Genomic DNA, 17,268 nt, shown 5'->3' with positions numbered 1-17,268 from the left:
ATCTATCGCACCAGGGGTGGTAACTACGATGTGGTCATGGCCGGTGCAACGTCGCTGGAGATCGACGGCCTCGAGGTGGCCGTCAGCAACCCCGACAAGGTGGTTTTCCCTGACGCGCACGTCACCAAGCTGGACCTGATCAACTATTACCGCGCGGTGGCCGACGGGGCGCTGCGCGGGGTGTACGGCCGCCCGATGATCCTCAAAAGGTTCGTCAAGGGCATCGCCGAGGAGGCCATCTTCCAGAAACGCGCGCCGGAGAAGCGGCCGGACTACGTGGACGTGGCCGAGCTCAAGTATCGGTCGGGCACGTCGGCCAAGGAAGCGGTCCTGCGCGATACGGCTGGCCTGGCGTGGGCGGTGAATCTGGGATGTGTCGACCTCAACCCGCATCCGGTGCGGGCCGAGGATCTCGACCATCCCGATGAACTCCGCGTCGATCTGGACCCGATGCCCGGGGTCGGCTGGTCCCAGATCGTCGACGTCGCTCACATTGCCCGGGCGGTGCTTGAGGAGCACGGCCTGACCGCGTGGCCCAAGACGTCGGGCTCGCGCGGTTTCCACATCTATGCGCGCATCCAGCCGACGTGGCCTTTCGCCAAGGTGCGACTGGCGGCCGAGACAGTGGCTCGGGCGGTGGAGCTCAGGGCGCCGGACATTGCGACCGCGCGCTGGTGGAAGGAAGAACGGGGCACGCGCGTGTTCGTCGACTTCAACCAGAACGCCAAGGACCGCACGGTGGCATCGGCTTATTCCGTGCGGGCCACCGCCGATGCCCGGGTGTCGACCCCGCTGCGCTGGGACGAGGTCGACGGCTGCCGGCCCGAGGCCTTCACGATCGCCACCGTGCCCGACCGGTTCGCCGAGATCGGTGACCCGTGGGAGGGCATGGACGTCACGGTCGGCCAGTTGGACGCGCTGCTCGGGCTCGCCAAAGAACTCGGCCCGGCCGAGAAGGCACCCAAGGGCGCGTCGAAGGACGGCAGGCGCGTTTCTTCGATGCCGCTGATCGAGATCGCCAAGACCAAGACCAAGGACGAGGCGCTGGCGGCGCTGGACGTGTGGCGCGAGCGCTATCCCGCGGTGGCCGCGCGGCTGGAGCCTGTCGACATCCTGCTCGACGGCATGCGCGGCCCGAGTTCCATCTGGTACCGGGTACGGATCAATCTCCAGCATGTGCCCGAGTCGCAGCGCCCGCCGCAGGAAGAGCTGCTCGCCGATTACAACCCCTGGGAGCACTACCGGGGCGCGCAGTGGCAACGCGGACCAAACACATAGGAGCGCAATGCGAATCGCCCTGTTCGCGACCTGCCTGGCGGATGCGATGTTCCCGCCCGCAGCGATCGCCACGGTGCAGCTGCTCGAGCGCCTCGGGCACCAGGTGGTGTTTCCACAGGCCCAAACGTGTTGCGGCCAAATGCATGTCAATACCGGCTATCTCAGGGAAGCCACCGCGCTCGTACGCAATCATGTCGAAGCCTTTGAATCCGCGAACTGCGACGCCATCGTCGCCCCGTCCGGGTCATGTGTGGGTTCGGTACGCCACCAGCATGCGATGGTGGCCCGTCGGGCCGGCGAGGAGGACCTGGCAACCCGCGCCGAGCGACTGGCCGAACAGACCTACGAGTTGTCCGAGTTCCTGATCGACGTGCTCGGTGTCGACGACGTCGGCGCCTACTATCCGCACCGCGTCACGTATCACCCCACCTGCCACTCACTGCGCATGCTCGGGGTGGGTGACAAGCCGCTGCGGCTGCTGCGCAATGTGCGGGCACTCACCTTGGTCGAGTTGCCCGAGGCCGAATCCTGTTGCGGCTTCGGCGGAACCTTCGCGATCAAGAACTCCGACACGTCCACGGCCATGCTGGCCGACAAGATGGCGCACATTCTGGAGACCGACGCCGAGGTGTGCAGCGCGGGTGACTCCTCGTGCCTGATGCACATCGGAGGCGGGCTGAGCCGGCTGCGGTGCGGGGTGCGCACCGTGCACCTGGCCGAGATCCTGGCGGCCGGGCCATGACATTTCTCGGCACCCCCGGCGTCGGGAACCTGCGCGGCGATGAGCCGTTCCCGCGAGCCGCTCGCACCGCGCTCGCCGACTCCCAGTTGCGCCGCAACATCGGGCACGCCACCCACACCATTCGCACCAAGCGTCTCAACGCAATACGCGAATGCGATGACTGGGAGCAGTTGCGGGCTGCGGGCAGCGCCCTCAAACAGGACGTCATGGCGCGGCTTCCCGAATTGCTCGAGCAGCTCGAAGACAACGTCACCCGACGTGGCGGCGTGGTGCACTGGGCCCGCGACGGCGACGAGGCCAACCGCATCGTCGCCGATCTCATCCGAGCCACGGGCTCCGACGAGGTGGTGAAGGTCAAATCCATGGCCACTCAGGAGATCGGGCTCAACGAGTATCTGGAAGCGCAGGGCATCGCCGCGTTCGAAACCGATATGGCCGAGCTCATCGTGCAGCTCGGCCACGACAAGCCCAGTCACATCCTGGTTCCGGCGATTCACCGCAACCGCGCCGAGATCCGCGAGATCTTCACGCGGGAGATGCCCGACGCGGGCGAGCTGACCGACGACCCGCGGGTGCTCGCGATGGCGGCCAGGGCCCATCTGCGGCGCAAGTTCCTCACCGCCAAAGTGGCGGTGAGCGGCGCGAATTTCGGTGTGGCCGAGACCGGGACGCTCGCGGTGGTGGAATCCGAGGGCAACGGGCGGATGTGCCTGACCTTGCCGCGGACGCTGATCACCGTGATGGGCATCGAGAAGATCGTTCCGAGCTTCACCGATCTCGAAGTGTTCATGCAATTGCTGCCGCGCTCGTCGACGGCCGAACGGATGAACCCGTACACCTCGATGTGGACCGGCGTGCATCCCGGCGACGGACCACAGGAATTCCACCTGGTTCTGCTGGACAACGGCCGTACCCGGGTGCTGGCCGACGAGGTCGGCCGCGCCGCGCTGCACTGCATCCGCTGCAGCGCATGCCTGAACGTGTGCCCGGTGTACGAGCGCACCGGCGGCCACGCCTACGGCTCGGTCTACCCGGGCCCGATCGGGGCGATCCTGAGCCCGCAGCTCACCGGCACCACCGGCCACGACGACCCCAATGCCAGCCTGCCGTATGCCTCCTCGCTGTGCGGGGCGTGCTTCGAAGCGTGCCCGGTACGCATCGACATCCCCTCGATCCTCGTGCACCTGCGCGCGAAGCAGGTCGACCAGGAACGACGAGGCCTGCCGTCCGGCCAGGATCTGGCGATGAAGGCCGCGGCGTGGGCGATGGCGGGTTCGGGTCGGTTCTCGCTGGCGGAGAAGGCGTTGAGCGCCGGTCGCCTGATCGCCGGGCGCGATCACCGCATCTCCGCGTTGCCCTGGCCGGCCTCGAAGTGGACGGCCAGCCGGGACATCCCGGCGCCGCCCGCCGAGACGTTCCGGCAGTGGTGGAACCGGACCCATGAGGGAGGCCGACCGTGACCGGCCAGGCACACGACAAGGCGCACGACATGGCCAGGTCCGCGGTGCTGAGCCGGGTCCGCGCCGCGCTGGCGACCGCCCCGCCGCAGTCCGTCGCGGTGCCACGCGACTATCACCGCGAGCCGCTCACCGGCGCGGGCAACGTCGGACGGTTCGCCGAGACCGTGGCCGAGTACCGGGCCCGGGTGCATCGCATCGAGGCCGACGCGATCGGGGCCACGGTCCTCGAGCTGGTCGGGCCGAGCGCCTCGGTGGTCATCCCCGCCGATCTCCCGCCCGATTGGGTGACGGGGCTGACGACGGTCACCGACGCGCCGCCGTTGCGCGTCGAGCAACTCGACCGGGTCGACGCGGTGCTCACCGGATGCGCGCTCGGTATCGCCGCGACCGGGACGATCGTGCTCGACGCCGGCGCGGGACAGGGACGGCGGGCGCTGACCCTCGTGCCCGACCATCACATCTGCGTGGTGCGGGCGGATCAGATCGTCGACACCGTGCCTCAGGCGTTCGCCGAATTGAGCCCGACGCGGCCTCTGACCTTCATCTCCGGTCCCAGCGCCACCAGCGACATTGAGCTGCAGCGGGTCGAAGGCGTCCACGGTCCCCGAACACTCGACGTACTGATTGTGTGAACCTTACCGAGGAGTAGGGCCCCAGCGGTTCTTAGCAAAGTATTAACGGCAGCACCCAGCAGCCTTAAGTTGCCCGCATAGCGTCATGGACAGGTTGACGCGACGGAGCTCAGCCAAGAGCTCAAGAAAGACGGCGGGAGGCTGATCATGACTTTCACGAACAACACCCCGGCAATGGATCGACACTTTCGGTACGGGAATCCGGCAGTCATCTTCGATGGCGCCTCGATGCGCGCGTACTGCCGCCAGCTGGCGACAGTGGTGTCCATCAAGGGAGATGTCGACAGCAACAACATCGAACAGATCGCGTCTCACGTGAATCGGCTGATTCTTCCGGAGAAGCCGTTGGCACTCGATCTCAGCGGCGTGAACAGCTTTGCACCGCAAGCAGTCTCACTTTTCTACGACATCGATGAACGGTGCGGCGCGCTCGGTGTGGACTGGACGGTGATCGCCAGTCAGTCGGTAATCGCCGAAATCCGCCGCCAGGAGATGGGCGTACCGCTCAGCTCGTCGGTGCCCGAGGCCCTGCATCACTTCGACGAAGGCAACATGGCACGCCGCCGGTTGCTCCCCCTGCTTACCAAGAGCGCCTGAGAGAAAGGCCAACGCAATGTTGATCGATGTCCGCTGGTTGAACCGCCTGCTTCGTCATCGTCACCGGACGGTGCACATCTAGTTCGCCACATACAGATACCGAAAATGGCTGCCAGACCTGGTCTGGCAGCCATTTTCGGCTGTTGGGTGAGAAACCACAACGTTTCGGGGTCCGCGAATCTTGGTGCGCGACAAGATGAACCGATCAGATCGCCGGCGCTGCGTCCCACATGCCGATGCATTGCGCCTCGCCACGTCCTTGCCGAGCGAACGATTCATCGCATACACCGCTGCCCACCTGCTAATGTTCGGCCCGCCGGGCGATGCAATCGGCACCTGCCCAATTCGGGAAGGAGTTCCGCTGTGTCCCGCACAATGACCACCGTGCGCTACGGAATGGTGCCGGCTTTCGCCGCCGGCGTCGTCGGGGTCGTCCTCGGTCTGTTCGGCCCCGTGACCGCCGCCGCCGAGCCACCACCACCGCGCCCGCCCAACTGCACGGCCGCCGATATCGCCGGAATCGCTTCCGGGGTGGCTGCCGCGACATCCACGTACTTGTGGGCCCATCCAGACGTCAATGACTTCTACACCAACCTGCACGGCCGCCCGCACGAAGAGGTTCCCCAGGCAACCAAGGACTTCTTCGATGCGAACCCACAGGCGCATGCCGATCTGGTCGGCATCCGTCAACCACTCACCGACTTCCGCGAGCGCTGCGGAATCAAGCCAACCGATCAGCCTCTAGGACAATGATGTTCAGCTCATCGTCACATTCACCATGGCGGCGCGCGGCCACGGCCGTGCTCTCGCTGACTGCGCTTCCCGGCGCCATCGTGCTGGCCGCCCCGGCCAGTGCCGACGTGTGTGCGAGCGCCGGCCGCCGGATCTCCGTCGGTGGGTGCGTCAACGTCGCCGACGCCGTCGCGCCCTACGTTCCGCCGCCCGCCTACTACGCCCCGCTACCGGAGGACCCGCCACCGCCGCCGCCACCACCGCCTGGCTCCAACGTCAGCGGTTGCATCGGCTACAACGGCAGATGGGTCCACGCGGGCGGCTGCAACTAGCCGGCGCCAACTCTCAGCATCACCATTTTCTACCTGCGGGTTGTAGCCGCCGTCCGGCCACCGCCCGCAGGTAGAAAAGCGCACACCTCAGCCCCGGGCAAGCGGGCGGAAACTCAGGCGATCGCGCCGGAATCCTTGAGTTCGGAGATGCGATCCCAGTCGATTCCGAGTTCCATCAACACGATCTCGGTGTGCTCGGATGCCTGGGGTGCGCGCGTGGTCTCCAGCGGTTCGTGATTGAACTGCACCGGCCCGCGCACCACCTTGAACGGCTTGCCGCCGTCGGTGGCCTCGACTTCGACGATCATGTCATTGGCGACGGCCTGATCATCACTGGCGAGGTCGGTCAGGCTCTGGAACGGCGCCCACTGGCCCTTCATGGTCTTGAGGTGCTGGCGCCAGTATTCGAACGGCTTGCTCCCGATCGCCTGTGCGATGAGTTCGACGCCTTCCGAGGCGTTCTCGATCAGCGGGAGCACGTCACAGAACCGGGGGTCGTCGGCCAGCTCGGGCAGGCCGAGGTGTTCGAAGGCATCGCGGATGTAGCCGGTCGGACTGACGATGCACAGGTTGATGGTGCCGCCGTCGGAAGTCCGGTAGTTGGCCATGAAGGGGTTGACCGACGTGGCGTCGTCCGGCATCAGCGAGCGCATGGTCTCACCGGTCTCCATGCCCTGCGTCACGCTCGCACCGGCCGCCCACCAGGCCGTGCTCAGCAGCGAGACGTCGATCTCGGCGGTTTCTCCCGTGCGCTCGCGATGGAACAGAGCCGCAGCGATGCCACCGGCGATGTTCATCCCGCCGATCGAATCGCCGAAGGCCGGGATGCCCTGGGACAGCGCACCATTGATCGCTTCCGGGGTGAGGGCGTGCCCGACGCCGCTGCGGGTCCAGAACGCGGTGCCGTCGAAGCCGCCGGTGTCACGCTCCGGCCCCTTGTCGCCGTACGCGCTGCCGCGGGCATAGATGATGTCCGGGTTCGCCGCACGGATGTGCTCGACGTCGAACTTGTTCTTCTGCCGTTGGGCGGGCAGGTAATTGGTCAGGAAAACGTCGGCCGTCTTGGCGATCTCGTAGAGGATCTCCTGACCGCCGGGGGTCGAGACGTCGATGCCGACGCTGCGCTTGCCACGGTTGGGATGCTCGATGAGCGGATGGCGGTTCGGGTCGAGTTGGAACCCGCCCATGTTGATGAAGCCGCGCTGGGTGTCGCCGCGCACGGGATGTTCCACCTTGATGACGTCGGCACCCCAATCGGCGAGGATGGCGCCCGCCGCCGGTACGAACGTGAACTGCGCGACCTCGAGCACTCGCACGCCCTGCATGACCTTGATCAACGCGGCTCCTCACCGTTGGACTTACGGTAAGTGTAGCGAGAAGCTCCGCACGGTGGCCGGCCGTCCCTTTCGTTACGCCCCCAGCGCATACGGCGGTTCAGGGCCCGCGCAGGAAGTCCACGAGTTGCGGGTTGACTTCGTCCGGGCAATCCTCATGGACGGAGTGTCCGCAGCCAGGTAACACTCGCGCGGCGGCACCGGGGATCCGGCGGGCGAGTTCGGTGGCCTGCCACGGCTTGTCGAACTGGTCCTCGTCCCCCCAGATCACCAGAGTCGGTGAGCGCACGTCGCCGAGGCGCTGCTCGGTGAGTGCGTAGTCGAACCGGCGCTGCTGCAGCCACAGGGCTGCGCGGTTCTCCGGGCGGCTGAGCGGCGCCCAGTTTTCTTCGACAAGTTCCGGCGTGACGCGTCCGGGCCGCGCGAACGACTTGCGTTGGGTGGCTTCGCTGTTGCCCTTGGTCATCAGCTTGCCGACAAGTTCGCCCACGACGGGAAACTCCAGTGGGCGCCAATCCCAGCTCGATGGCACATCAAGGCCGGGTGAGGCCATGAGCACCAGCTTGTTCACCCGTTCGGGCTGCCGTTCTGCGAAGTACAGCGACGTCGCCCCGCCCCAGGAGTGCCCTACCAGCGAGGCTTGCCGCAGTCCTACCGCGTCGAGGAACGCGGCCAGCGCCGACGACATGGCTTGAAGGTCGTAGCGGAAATCGTTCTGCTTCACCGTGGTGTAGCCCTGCCCGGGTAGCTCGACCGCGTACACGGTGAACTGCCGCGACAACGCAGGAATCGTGTTGCGGTAGGAGTAGATCCACTGCCCTCCGCCGGGCACGAGGACCACTGCGGGCCCGTTACCGGTCTTGGTGTAGTGAAACCGGGCTACTGGCGTGTCCGCGTACTGCGATTGAATCTCGGCCAGATAGGGCGATTGGAAATCTTCGTCCGTAGGCGGCTGCCACCAGTAGGCGACGACAAGTGTCGACGCGATGAGAGCCACCAGCCCAGCGGTCACGCCGATGAATGTTCGGCGTACCCAGCGCCGTCGGCGAGGGTTCTCGTGCGTGTGCGCAGCGTCGTCGTTCTCCGAAGCAGTATCGGCCTGAGCCATGCGTTTCCTCCCTGCGGACCAACGGGTGAGTTGCAGGCCCGCCGGCTCAGCCGAGTTGGTATGCCGCCGTGACGGCCAACGTCGCCGTAGCCAGGGCGAGAGCGGGCAGGACGGCACTGAAGTGGCGATCGCCGACACGCAGATGCGCGATGAGCGCCCCGATGAAGAACAGCACCAGTCCGGTGGCCGCCGCCAATCCGATCGGCGGGATCACGAATCCTGTGATCAGCCCCAGCGCGCCGGCGCCCTGCACGGTGCCCAGCGGGACCATCCAGGACTCAGGCACCTGAACCTGTTTTGCCGCGCTGACCGGAATGGGGTGATGGGTGTAGTTGAGCCATGTTCCGGCCGCCGCGGCGAAAGCCGTGACCAGGGTCAGGATGACGTAGAGGGCAAACACAGGGATGACACCTTCCGGGACGAATGGTCTTGCCGATCCAGTGTTGGATCGGCGGGCATTGCCCGTCCAATACCTGCGTCCATAACCTGTTGGAATGGATGTCGACACCCGGCTGCTGCGTTACTTTGCCGCTGTCGCCGAGGAGGAGAATCTGACCCAGGCGGCACAACGGCTGTATGTGTCTCAGCCAGCCTTGACCAAGCAGATCAGGCGCCTGGAAACCCTGCTCGGTGTTCCTCTGTTCACCCGTTCGCGGGCAGGGATGTCGCTGACCGAAGCCGGGCGGTCCCTTGCCCGTTCAGCACCGTCGCTGCTTGCCGATTGGCACCGCGCGGTCACCGACGTGAAAGCCGCGGCGGCGCGCGAAGGCCGTGTGATGCGCGTCGGGTTTCTCGCCAGCGCCGCCAACGAACAAACCCAGCAGATCATCGCCGAGTTCGCGACGCGTAGGCCGGGCTGGCGAGTAGACATGCGGCAGAGTTCCTGGTCGGATCCCACGGCAGGTCTTGCCGCGGGCAGTGTCGACGTTGCCCTCTTGCGTCTGCCGTTCCCGGGTCAGGAGTCGTGGCGGGTGCAGGTGCTGCTGACCGAGCCTCGCTGTGTTGTTCTGCCGAGCACCCACCGGCTCGCCGACCGAACCGAGATCGCTTTCCCAGAGCTGCACGACGAGCCGTTCGTTGCCGCCCCGGACGCGACCGGCGCTTGGCGCGACTATTGGCTGGCCGTCGAGGAGCGGCGCGGCGAGCTGCCGCGCATCGGTGCGGTCACGGAGCATCCGGACGACTGGCTCAATGCGATCGCCAACGGATACGGCATCGCCCTGGCCCCCGAATCCAGCGCCCGCTACTACCGGCGACCCGGCGTGGTGTTCGTGCCGGTGACCGGCGTCGCCCCGAGCCAGGTCGGTGTCGTCTGGAGCCCCGCCAACGACGGCAATTCGGTCGTTCACGATTTCGTCCTCAGCTGTGTGCGCTTCAAGAAGTCCTGAGAGTCATCGTCTCGACAGCAAGCGTGGGTAGGACCGTTTACGGGTATGCCACCAGCCAACGGGCGTTTGGAGGCCGGCGATGACCGCTACCGGAGAAGTCAACGAACGACAGGCCAGGCAGGTTGCCGAGCAGGCGCGCGAGGCCCAGTGGCGCCAACCCAGTTTCGGGAAAGAACTCTTCCTCGGCAGATTGCGGCTGGATCTGGTGCATCCACATCCTCGCGGTCCGGCCGAGACGAGGGAGCGCGGTGAGGCCTTTCTGTCCAAACTGCGCGAGTTCTGCGAGACGCAGATCGACGCGGCGGTCATCGAACGCGACGCGCAGATCCCCGACAAGGTCATTCGTGGCCTGAAGGAACTCGGCGCGTTCGGCATGAAGATCTCCACCGAATACGACGGACTCGGCCTGTCGCAGGTGTACTACAACAAGGCGCTCACCCTGGTCGGCTCGGTCCATCCCGCACTCGGAGCCCTGCTTTCCGCACACCAGTCGATCGGGGTGCCCCAGCCGGTGTCGATGTTCGGGACCGACGAGCAGAAGCGCACCTGGCTCCCCCGGTGCACACGGGAGATCAGCGCATTCCTGCTCACCGAACCCGACGTGGGTAGTGACCCGGCACGGCTACACGCCACCGCCGCTCCCGACGGCGACGACTACCTGCTCAACGGCGTCAAACTGTGGACCACCAACGGCGTCATCGCCGACCTGCTGGTCGTGATGGCCCAGGTGCCGGCCAGCGAGGGACACAAGGGCGGCATCACCGCATTCGTCGTCGAGGCGGACAGCCCCGGCATCGTCGTCACCAACCGCAACGCGTTCATGGGTCTGCGCGGCATCGAAAACGGGCTGACCAAGCTGACCGACGTGCGGGTGCCGGCCGCCAACCGCATCGGCCGCGAAGGCGAGGGGCTGAAGATCGCGCTGACCACGCTCAACGTGGGACGGCTCTCGCTGCCGGCTGTGTGCACCGGGACCGCGAAGTGGTGTCTGAAGATCGCCAGAGAATGGTCCAAGGAACGCGTGCAGTGGGGCCGGCCGGTCGGTGAGCACGACGCGGTGGCAGGCAAGGTGGCGTTCATCGCGGCCAGCGCCTACGGAATCGAGTCGATGGTCGAGCTCGCCAGTGAGCTCGCCGACGCCGGACGCACCGACATCCGGATCGAGGCCGCCCTGGCCAAGCTCTACGGGTCGGAGATGACGTGGTTGATCGCCGATGAGCTGGTGCAGATCCGTGGCGGCCGTGGCTTCGAGACAGCTGAGTCACTGGTCGCCCGTGGCGAACGCGGAGTGCCCGTCGAGCAGATCCTGCGAGATATGCGGATCAACCGCATCTTCGAAGGTTCGACCGAGATCATGCACCTGATGCTGGCCCGTGAGGCGGTAGACGCCCACCTGTCGGTTGCAGGAGACATCATCGACCCCGACACCGACCTGAAGCACAAGGCGCAAGCCGCCGCTCAGGCCGGCAAGTTCTATGCGCGCTGGTTACCCACCCTGGTCACCGGAAAAGGGCGGCTGCCAACGGCGTTCAGTGAATTCGGACCACTGGCCGAGCACCTGCGCTACGTCGAACGGGCCAGCCGCAAGCTCGCCCGGAGCACGTTCTACGCGATGTCCCGATGGCAGGGAAAACTGGAATACCGGCAGCGCTTCCTCGGCCGGATCGTCGATATCGGAGCGGAGCTGTTCGCGATGACGGCGGCCTGCGTCCGTGCGCAGGACGACGCGGAGGCTTCCGCCGTGGAGCTGGCCGACGCGTTCTGTCGCCAGTCCCGGGTGCGGGCCGAGCAGCTGTTCACCCAGCTCTGGACCAACAGCGACGACTCCGACCGCGCGCTGGCGCGGGGCGTGCTCGCCGGGCGCTACACCTGGATGGAGAACGGGATCATCGATCCGTCGATCGAAGGGCCGTGGATCGCCCAGGAGGGCGGTGACGTGACCGAGGACGTGCACCGTGTCATCGGTTGAAGAAAGTACTTGCGCACGTGAACAAGTCGCCGCCGAATGCTTCCTGACAGCCAGGGGCGCTCGTAGAATCAATGGGTTATGACGACCCCGTCTGACGCGCACGGCGGCGCATGGGGACATTGGCCGCATTCGGTGCCTGCGCTCGATCACCGTCTGACCCGCAGAGAGGCGCGTCAGCTGAGTCGCCGGTTCGCCGGGGTGGGCGTGGGCATCGCCGCGGCCCGGCTTCGCGAAATCTCCGCCGGCGCACCCGCCGCGGACGACGAACTGGAACGTGTCGAATTCGCCGTGGTGGCAGACGAACTCATGCACGACGAGCGGATAGCGAAGTTGGCGCGCGGCAAGCAACGCTGCGTGTCGTGGTTCGTGGTCGCCGTGATGGGGCTGATCATGTTCAGTTCACTGTTGTGCATGGTCGTGCTGATGTTGAGCCTGATGCAGCACTCGGCACCGTTCTGACGCGGGCGGCGCTCAGTCGAACGCGACGCTGAAGTACTGCGTTTCCTGGAACTCGTACAGACCTTCACGAGCACCCTCGCGCCCGAGGCCGCTCTGCTTCATCCCGCCGAACGGCGTCGACGGGTCGGACACGATGCCGCGGTTGATGCCGACCATGCCCGCGTCGAACGATTCCGCGAGCCGCAGCGCGTCCTGCAGCCGGCCGGCGTAAACATAAGCAGCCAAACCATATTCGGTGTCGTTGGCCCAACGCACCAGATCCTCCTCGCGCTCCCACACCACGACCGGGGCGACGGGTCCGAAGATCTCGTCGGCAAGAATCTCCGCATCCGGGGCGACACCGGTCAGCAGCGTCGGAGCGACGAACCAGCCCTCGGCCGGAGCCTTGGCCTGCGCGGCGATCACGGCACCGTCAGCCACCGCGGCTTCGATCGCGGCAGCCACTCGTGTGGCCGCGCGCTCGCTCACCAAGGGGCCGACCTGGGAAGCAGGATCTGATGCCGGACCGACCCGCAGCGCCGCGACCTCGGCACCGAGCCCGGCGACGAATTCGTCGACCACCGAAGCGTGCACATAGAACCGGTTGGCCGCGGTACAGGCCTGACCGCCACCGCGGAACTTGGCCACCATCGCGCCCGCGATGGCCGCTTCGATGTCGGCATCGGCGGTCACGACGAACGGGGCGTTGCCGCCGAGTTCCATGCTGGCGTTGACGACCCGGTCGGCAGCCTGCTTGAGCAGGACGCGGCCGACGCCGGTGGATCCGGTGAACGACACCTTGCGGACCCGGTCATCGCTGAGCCAGTTCTCGACCACGGCGGCCGCATCGGTGGTCGGCACCATGTTCACCACACCATCGGGAACACCTGCGGCCGCAAGGATTCCGGCGATCGCCAGTGCCGTCAGGGGCGTCTCGGCCGCCGGCTTGAGGACCACGGTGCATCCCGCGGCCAGGGCCGGGGCGATCTTGCGAGTCGCCATGGCGGCCGGGAAGTTCCACGGCGTCACCAGTGCGGCGACGCCGACGGGCTTGTGCGTGACGAGGGTGCGGGTGCCGCCGGCGGGGCTGACGCCGTAGGCGCCGTCGGTCCGCACCGCCTCCTCGGAGAACCAGCGGAAGAACTCGGCGGCATAGCCCACCTCGGCACGGGCGTCGGCCTGCGACTTGCCGTTCTCCGCACAGATCAGTGCGGCCAGCCGCTCGGTGTCGGCGACCATCAGATCGAACACGCGCCGCAGAATGTCGCTGCGTTGCCGCGGGCTGGTCCGGGCCCAGCCACCGAATGCCCGATGCGCGGCGTCCACTGCCGAGCGGGCGTCCGCGACAGTGCCGTCGGCGACCTCGGCGATGGCCTGGCCGGTGGCCGGGTCGTACACCTCGAACGTCGTGGCGGCACCGCGGGCTTGCCCGTCGATGAGGACGCCGTGCTTGGTGTCGAGTTCGGCGATCGCGTTCTGCGTGTTCACTGACGTCTCCCAGGGATGGACCGGACAGCCGGTCAGCGGGTCTCGGCGAAGATGGCGGCCAGGATGTCCAGCCCCTCCTCGAGCAGGTGGTCGGGCATCGACAGCGGCGGCAGGAACCGCAGCACGTTGCCGTAGGTGCCGCAGGTCAGCACCACCAGGCCCTGGGCGTGGGCGGCGGCCGAGACCTGCTTGGCCAGGCCGGCGTCGGGCTCGGTGGTGCCCGCCTTGACCAGCTCGACGGCGATCATGGCGCCGCGGCCACGGACTTCGCCGATCCGGGAATCCTCGGCGGCGATCGCCTTGAGGCGTCCGACCATGGTCTTCTCGATCTCCGTGGCGCGGGCGAGCAGGCCGTCACGCTCGATGGTGTCGATGACCGCGAGCGCAGCGGCACAGGCGATCGGGTTGCCGCCGTAGGTGCCGCCGAGGCCGCCGGGCTGCGGGGCGTCCATGATCTCGGCGCGGCCGGTGACCGCCGAGAGCGGCAGTCCGCCGGCGATGCCCTTGGCGGTGACGATCAGATCGGGCACGACGTCGTCGTGCTCCACGGCGAACATCGCCCCGGTACGCGCGAAGCCCGACTGCACCTCGTCGGCGACGAAGACGGCGCCGTTGTCGGTACACCATTTCTGCAGTGCGCGCAGGAAACCCGGTGCGGGAACGATGAATCCGCCCTCGCCCTGAATGGGTTCGATCACCACGGCGGCGACGTTGTCGGCTCCGACCTGCTTGTCGATGAGGTCCAGGGCGCGGGCGGCCGCAGCGGCACCGTCGGTCTCGCCGTCACGGAACGGGAACGACGTGGGCACCCGGTACACCTCGCCGGCGAACGGCCCGAACCCGTGCTTGTAGGGCTGGTTCTTGGCGGTCATTGCCATGGTCAGGTTGGTGCGGCCGTGGTAGGCGTGATCGAACACCACGACGGCCTGCCTGCCGGTGTGGACGCGAGCGATCTTCACGGCGTTCTCGACGGCCTCGGCGCCGGAGTTGAACAGCACGCTGCGCTTCTCGTGGTCGCCGGGCGTGAGCCGGTTGAGCTCCTCGGCCACCCGCACGTAACCCTCGTAGGGCGTGACCATGAAACAGGTGTGGGTGAACGCCGCGACCTGCTGGGTGACCGCGTCGACGACGGCGGGCGCGCTGTTGCCGACGGTGGTCACGGCGATGCCGGAGCCGAAGTCGATGAGCTGGTTGCCGTCGGCGTCCACGAGGATTCCGCCGCCGGCGGCCACCACGTAGACGGGCAGGGTGGTCCCGACGCCGCCCGCGACCGCAGCGGTCTTCCGTGCCTGCATCTCCTGCGAGATCGGGCCGGGAATGGCGGTGACGAGCCGGCGCTCCTGGGTGACGGCCGTACCCGCGATCTCAGCGATGGTCACGTGTTCCTCCTGCAACTGGCGGTTGTTGCCCTCACGCTAGGGAACGACGAGCGTCACCGGCAGGTCTTAAATGCACATTCGTGCTGTTTCTTGATGTGCAAAAATGACACTATGGTCCTCGTCAGCGACGTGCTCGATGTGAGCGCGCTCGGCTTGCGCGCGGTCGAGGTGTCCCGCCCGGAGGCAGCGGTCCGCTGGGTGGCGACGAGTGAACTCGCCGACCCGGGCCCGTTCCTGGAGGGCGGCGAGATCCTGCTGACCACAGGTCTGGAAACCGGCGCCTGGCACGACGAGTGGAACGGTTATGTGCGTAGGCTCGCCGACGCCGGCGTGGCCGCCGTCGGCTTCGGTGTGGGGCTCACCCACGAGGAGACCCCCGCCGCCCTCGCCGGCGCCTGCCGCAGGTATGCGGTCAACCTGTTGGAGGTGCCGCGGCCCACCACGTTCGTCGCGGTCAGCCGCCACGTCGCGCACCTGCTGGAGGAACAGGAGTCGGCCGAGACACGCGACTCACTCAAGACGCAGCGCAAGCTCATCTCGGCCGCGGCCAAACCGGATCCCGCCGTTGCCGTCATCACCGCCCTGACCGCTGCTCTCGACGGCGCGACGTGTCTGATGAATCCCGACGGCCGGGTACTGACGGGTCCGGTCGGCAGCCGTCGCAGCGAGTTTCCGCTCGACGAGGTCGCCGATGACGTCAAACGATTGCAGGCTCACGGATTGCGTTCGGCTGCGGCACAGTCCAACCCGACGCACTCCGTGTCGGTCCAGCCCATCGGACTGCGCGGCCGGGCCTCGGCCTACCTGGCGGCGCTGATGCCCGCCCGGGCATCGGAAGGACAACGCCAGGCCGTGACGACGGCGGTTGCCCTGCTGGGGCTCATCGACGAGCAGCACCGCAGCCGAGCGACGACCCGACAGCACCTGCGCAGCCGCGCGCTCGAACTCCTCGCCGAAAGTGATTACCACACAGCACAATTAGTCCTGGAAGTCGATCAGCCGGCCTTCGAGCTGCCGAAGCGGATCCGTTTCCTGCGGGCAGCGGGGGACGATTCCGCCGTCGAAGACACGGCAGCCATGCTGGAGCGGCGCGGCATCGTCGCCGGCATCTACGCCGGGGAACTGTGCGCGGTCACCGAACCCTCACGCGCCGAGGCGACCGGTGCCCTGCTGGCCGGCGACGGGCTGCAGGTCGGCGTCGGCAACGCGGTGTCGCCCAGCGACGGCGCGGCCGGCTACCGCACCGCCGGGCTGGCGCTCGCCCAGGCCACCGAGGTGTCGGGGGTCGTGGTGTGGGACCGGGTGATCGATCACGGCCCCCTCGGGCTCATCGATCCCGAGAAAGCCGCGGCGTTCGCCGAATCCTGGTTGCACGGGCTCGATCCCGAGCAGCTGGAGACCCTGCGTTGTTTCCTGCGCCATCACGGTTCACGGCTCAAGGTGGCCGAAGAGCTCGGCCTGCACCGCAACACCGTACGCAACCGGCTCGCGGCCATCGAGGCCGCGCTGCCCGGCAAGCTCGACGATCCGCAGACCCGGGTGAGTGCGTGGATCGCTCTGCAATCGGTCCCGGAAAACAGTCAGCCCTTGAAGTAGACGATCTGGTGACTCGTGGCCAGCAAGGTGGCGTCACGGCCCCACAGGTGCGCCGTCTGATCGAAGTAACCGCGCGAAAACCGTTGCGCCCGTGCGGTAGCGAGCACGAAGTCGTCACCCTGAGCCGCTAGTTGGTCGTCATCGGCATGGAAGTACGTCGTGATGGATACCGTTCCGGCGGGCACGAATTGGCCCTGCCGCAGGAAAACCCGCGGATAGAAGATGTCGCTCACCGAGGCCAACGCTGCGAAATCCATTGCCCTGGGCGGATTATTGCGCACCCACAACGTCGTGGTCGACGAGCCGGAAGCGGCACCCTCTTCGGGCATGCCACCGTCGACGAAACGCATGTCGTAGTTGTCGAACCACACCACGCCGAACGGCGGGATCGACGGCGCGATGTCCTCGGGCCTCTGCGCCGCAGGCGGGGCCACCTCGGTATCGGACCAGGTGTCGCGGCGCAATCCGAAAATGGCCGTCGCGGTGGTCTTGACGTCGCCGTCCTGGCTGAGCTCGACGATCCAGTGCTGATTGGACCGGTTGGTCTTGACGGCCCTGGTCACGATGTCGAACTCGCCGTCGGAGATCGGGGCCAGGTAGTTGACGGTCAGCGCGATCGGGTGGCCGTGGCATTGCGGATGCAGCTCGATTGCCCGCACGATGGTGGCCGCGGTGATGCCGCCGAACGGGCCCACCATGTTGGCCCACTCCGGGATTGTGTGCCCGCGCCATCGATCATCGCCGGACGGTTCGAGTTCCAGGGCCTTGTCGAAGGGATGCACCACGCCAGCGTAC

General features: G+C 67.0%; 17 protein-coding genes. 11 read left to right on the top strand and 6 right to left on the bottom strand.

What is annotated here, in order from left to right; translation table 11 throughout:
• The first annotated feature begins 36 nt into the window (after positions 1 to 36).
• The 7 genes from ligD (at position 37) to QQ25_RS03150 (ending at position 5,773) form a co-directional block, all read left to right on the top strand.
• The gene (gene ligD / locus QQ25_RS03180; protein WP_039313916.1) at positions 37 to 1,278 is read left to right on the top strand and encodes a non-homologous end-joining DNA ligase; all 1,242 of its coding nucleotides are present in this window, start codon (positions 37 to 39) and stop codon (positions 1,276 to 1,278) included.
• Between the two features lie 7 nt (positions 1,279 to 1,285).
• A complete protein-coding gene (locus QQ25_RS03175; protein WP_039377086.1) occupies positions 1,286 to 2,020 on the top strand; it encodes a (Fe-S)-binding protein in 735 nt (244 codons plus the stop codon).
• Positions 2,017 to 3,480: a LutB/LldF family L-lactate oxidation iron-sulfur protein gene (locus tag QQ25_RS03170; protein ID WP_039377084.1), complete on the top strand. Its 1,464-nt coding sequence runs from the start codon at positions 2,017 to 2,019 to the stop codon at positions 3,478 to 3,480. Before QQ25_RS03175 ends, QQ25_RS03170 begins: the two co-directional genes overlap by 4 nt.
• A 29-nt stretch (positions 3,481 to 3,509) precedes the next feature.
• Positions 3,510 to 4,112, top strand: coding sequence for a LutC/YkgG family protein (locus QQ25_RS03165; protein WP_052235649.1), 603 nt, complete (start codon positions 3,510 to 3,512; stop codon positions 4,110 to 4,112).
• Between the two features lie 147 nt (positions 4,113 to 4,259).
• Positions 4,260 to 4,709 carry an STAS domain-containing protein gene (locus QQ25_RS03160; RefSeq protein WP_039313284.1) on the top strand — a complete coding sequence of 150 codons (450 nt, stop codon included), beginning with the start codon at positions 4,260 to 4,262 and terminating at the stop codon, positions 4,707 to 4,709.
• Between the two features lie 375 nt (positions 4,710 to 5,084).
• A complete protein-coding gene (locus QQ25_RS03155; protein ID WP_039313281.1) occupies positions 5,085 to 5,462 on the top strand; it encodes a heme-binding protein in 378 nt (125 codons plus the stop codon).
• Positions 5,462 to 5,773 (top strand): hypothetical protein, encoded by a 312-nt coding sequence (locus QQ25_RS03150; protein ID WP_039313910.1) that lies wholly within the window; start codon positions 5,462 to 5,464, stop codon positions 5,771 to 5,773. Before QQ25_RS03155 ends, QQ25_RS03150 begins: the two co-directional genes overlap by 1 nt.
• Positions 5,774 to 5,886: 113 nt before the next feature.
• Here the strand turns inward: QQ25_RS03150 and QQ25_RS03145 are convergent, their stop codons facing one another.
• The 3 genes from QQ25_RS03145 to QQ25_RS03135 form a co-directional block, all read right to left on the bottom strand.
• Entirely contained in the window at positions 5,887 to 7,098 is a 1,212-nt protein-coding gene (locus tag QQ25_RS03145) for a CaiB/BaiF CoA transferase family protein (protein ID WP_039313907.1), read from the bottom strand.
• A gap of 109 nt (positions 7,099 to 7,207) precedes the next feature.
• Positions 7,208 to 8,215 (bottom strand): alpha/beta fold hydrolase, encoded by a 1,008-nt coding sequence (locus QQ25_RS03140; RefSeq protein WP_039313278.1) that lies wholly within the window; start codon positions 8,213 to 8,215, stop codon positions 7,208 to 7,210.
• Between the two features lie 46 nt (positions 8,216 to 8,261).
• A complete protein-coding gene (locus QQ25_RS03135) occupies positions 8,262 to 8,615 on the bottom strand; it encodes a DoxX family protein (RefSeq protein ID WP_039313275.1) in 354 nt (117 codons plus the stop codon).
• A gap of 94 nt (positions 8,616 to 8,709) precedes the next feature.
• On the opposite strand from QQ25_RS03135, the gene QQ25_RS03130 reads away from it, so the two are divergent.
• The 3 genes from QQ25_RS03130 to QQ25_RS03120 all read left to right on the top strand — a co-directional run bounded on the left by QQ25_RS03130 (position 8,710) and on the right by QQ25_RS03120 (position 12,031).
• Positions 8,710 to 9,603: a LysR family transcriptional regulator gene (locus tag QQ25_RS03130; protein WP_039377082.1), complete on the top strand. Its 894-nt coding sequence runs from the start codon at positions 8,710 to 8,712 to the stop codon at positions 9,601 to 9,603.
• Between the two features lie 79 nt (positions 9,604 to 9,682).
• The gene (locus QQ25_RS03125; RefSeq protein WP_039313269.1) at positions 9,683 to 11,572 is read left to right on the top strand and encodes an acyl-CoA dehydrogenase family protein; all 1,890 of its coding nucleotides are present in this window, start codon (positions 9,683 to 9,685) and stop codon (positions 11,570 to 11,572) included.
• Between the two features lie 78 nt (positions 11,573 to 11,650).
• Complete coding sequence (locus QQ25_RS03120) at positions 11,651 to 12,031, top strand: hypothetical protein (RefSeq protein WP_039313266.1); 381 nt, start codon at positions 11,651 to 11,653, stop codon at positions 12,029 to 12,031.
• Between the two features lie 12 nt (positions 12,032 to 12,043).
• On the opposite strand, the gene QQ25_RS03115 is transcribed toward QQ25_RS03120, so the two are convergent.
• Both QQ25_RS03115 and gabT read right to left on the bottom strand, forming a co-directional pair.
• Positions 12,044 to 13,498, bottom strand: a complete 1,455-nt coding sequence (locus QQ25_RS03115) for an NAD-dependent succinate-semialdehyde dehydrogenase (RefSeq protein WP_039377080.1) — start codon at positions 13,496 to 13,498, stop codon at positions 12,044 to 12,046.
• Between the two features lie 32 nt (positions 13,499 to 13,530).
• Entirely contained in the window at positions 13,531 to 14,877 is a 1,347-nt protein-coding gene (gene gabT, locus QQ25_RS03110) for a 4-aminobutyrate--2-oxoglutarate transaminase (protein ID WP_039377744.1), read from the bottom strand.
• Between the two features lie 111 nt (positions 14,878 to 14,988).
• On the opposite strand from gabT, the gene QQ25_RS03105 reads away from it, so the two are divergent.
• Complete coding sequence (locus QQ25_RS03105; RefSeq protein WP_039377077.1) at positions 14,989 to 16,473, top strand: PucR family transcriptional regulator; 1,485 nt, start codon at positions 14,989 to 14,991, stop codon at positions 16,471 to 16,473.
• Here the strand turns inward: QQ25_RS03105 and QQ25_RS03100 are convergent.
• Positions 16,458 to 17,255, bottom strand: coding sequence for an acyl-CoA thioesterase (locus QQ25_RS03100; protein ID WP_052235648.1), 798 nt, complete (start codon positions 17,253 to 17,255; stop codon positions 16,458 to 16,460). The genes QQ25_RS03105 and QQ25_RS03100 overlap by 16 nt on opposite strands.
• Between the last annotated feature and the right edge of the window lie 13 nt (positions 17,256 to 17,268).

The organism is Mycolicibacterium setense (assembly GCF_000805385.1).
Taxonomy (GTDB): Bacteria; Actinomycetota; Actinomycetes; order Mycobacteriales; family Mycobacteriaceae; genus Mycobacterium; species Mycobacterium setense.
Note: the sequence above shows the minus strand (reverse complement) of the source record. Positions and strands in the feature narration are given on the sequence as shown.

Bases quoted from the DNA above. Each gene is read 5' to 3' on its own strand.
- QQ25_RS03145 (WP_039313907.1), bottom strand. From the start codon at position 7,098: ATGCAGGGCGTGCGAGTGCTCGAGGTCGCGCAGTTCACGTTCGTACCG.
- QQ25_RS03175 (WP_039377086.1), top strand. From the start codon at position 1,286: ATGCGAATCGCCCTGTTCGCGACCTGCCTGGCGGATGCGATGTTCCCG.
- QQ25_RS03160 (WP_039313284.1), top strand. From the start codon at position 4,260: ATGACTTTCACGAACAACACCCCGGCAATGGATCGACACTTTCGGTAC.
- QQ25_RS03165 (WP_052235649.1), top strand. From the start codon at position 3,510: ATGGCCAGGTCCGCGGTGCTGAGCCGGGTCCGCGCCGCGCTGGCGACC.
- ligD (WP_039313916.1), top strand. From the start codon at position 37: ATGGCCGGTGCAACGTCGCTGGAGATCGACGGCCTCGAGGTGGCCGTC.
- QQ25_RS03140 (WP_039313278.1), bottom strand. From the start codon at position 8,215: ATGGCTCAGGCCGATACTGCTTCGGAGAACGACGACGCTGCGCACACG.
- QQ25_RS03130 (WP_039377082.1), top strand. From the start codon at position 8,710: ATGGATGTCGACACCCGGCTGCTGCGTTACTTTGCCGCTGTCGCCGAG.
- QQ25_RS03155 (WP_039313281.1), top strand. From the start codon at position 5,085: ATGACCACCGTGCGCTACGGAATGGTGCCGGCTTTCGCCGCCGGCGTC.
- QQ25_RS03120 (WP_039313266.1), top strand. From the start codon at position 11,651: ATGACGACCCCGTCTGACGCGCACGGCGGCGCATGGGGACATTGGCCG.
- QQ25_RS03125 (WP_039313269.1), top strand. From the start codon at position 9,683: ATGACCGCTACCGGAGAAGTCAACGAACGACAGGCCAGGCAGGTTGCC.
- QQ25_RS03170 (WP_039377084.1), top strand. From the start codon at position 2,017: ATGACATTTCTCGGCACCCCCGGCGTCGGGAACCTGCGCGGCGATGAG.
- QQ25_RS03150 (WP_039313910.1), top strand. From the start codon at position 5,462: ATGTTCAGCTCATCGTCACATTCACCATGGCGGCGCGCGGCCACGGCC.
- QQ25_RS03105 (WP_039377077.1), top strand. From the start codon at position 14,989: ATGGTCCTCGTCAGCGACGTGCTCGATGTGAGCGCGCTCGGCTTGCGC.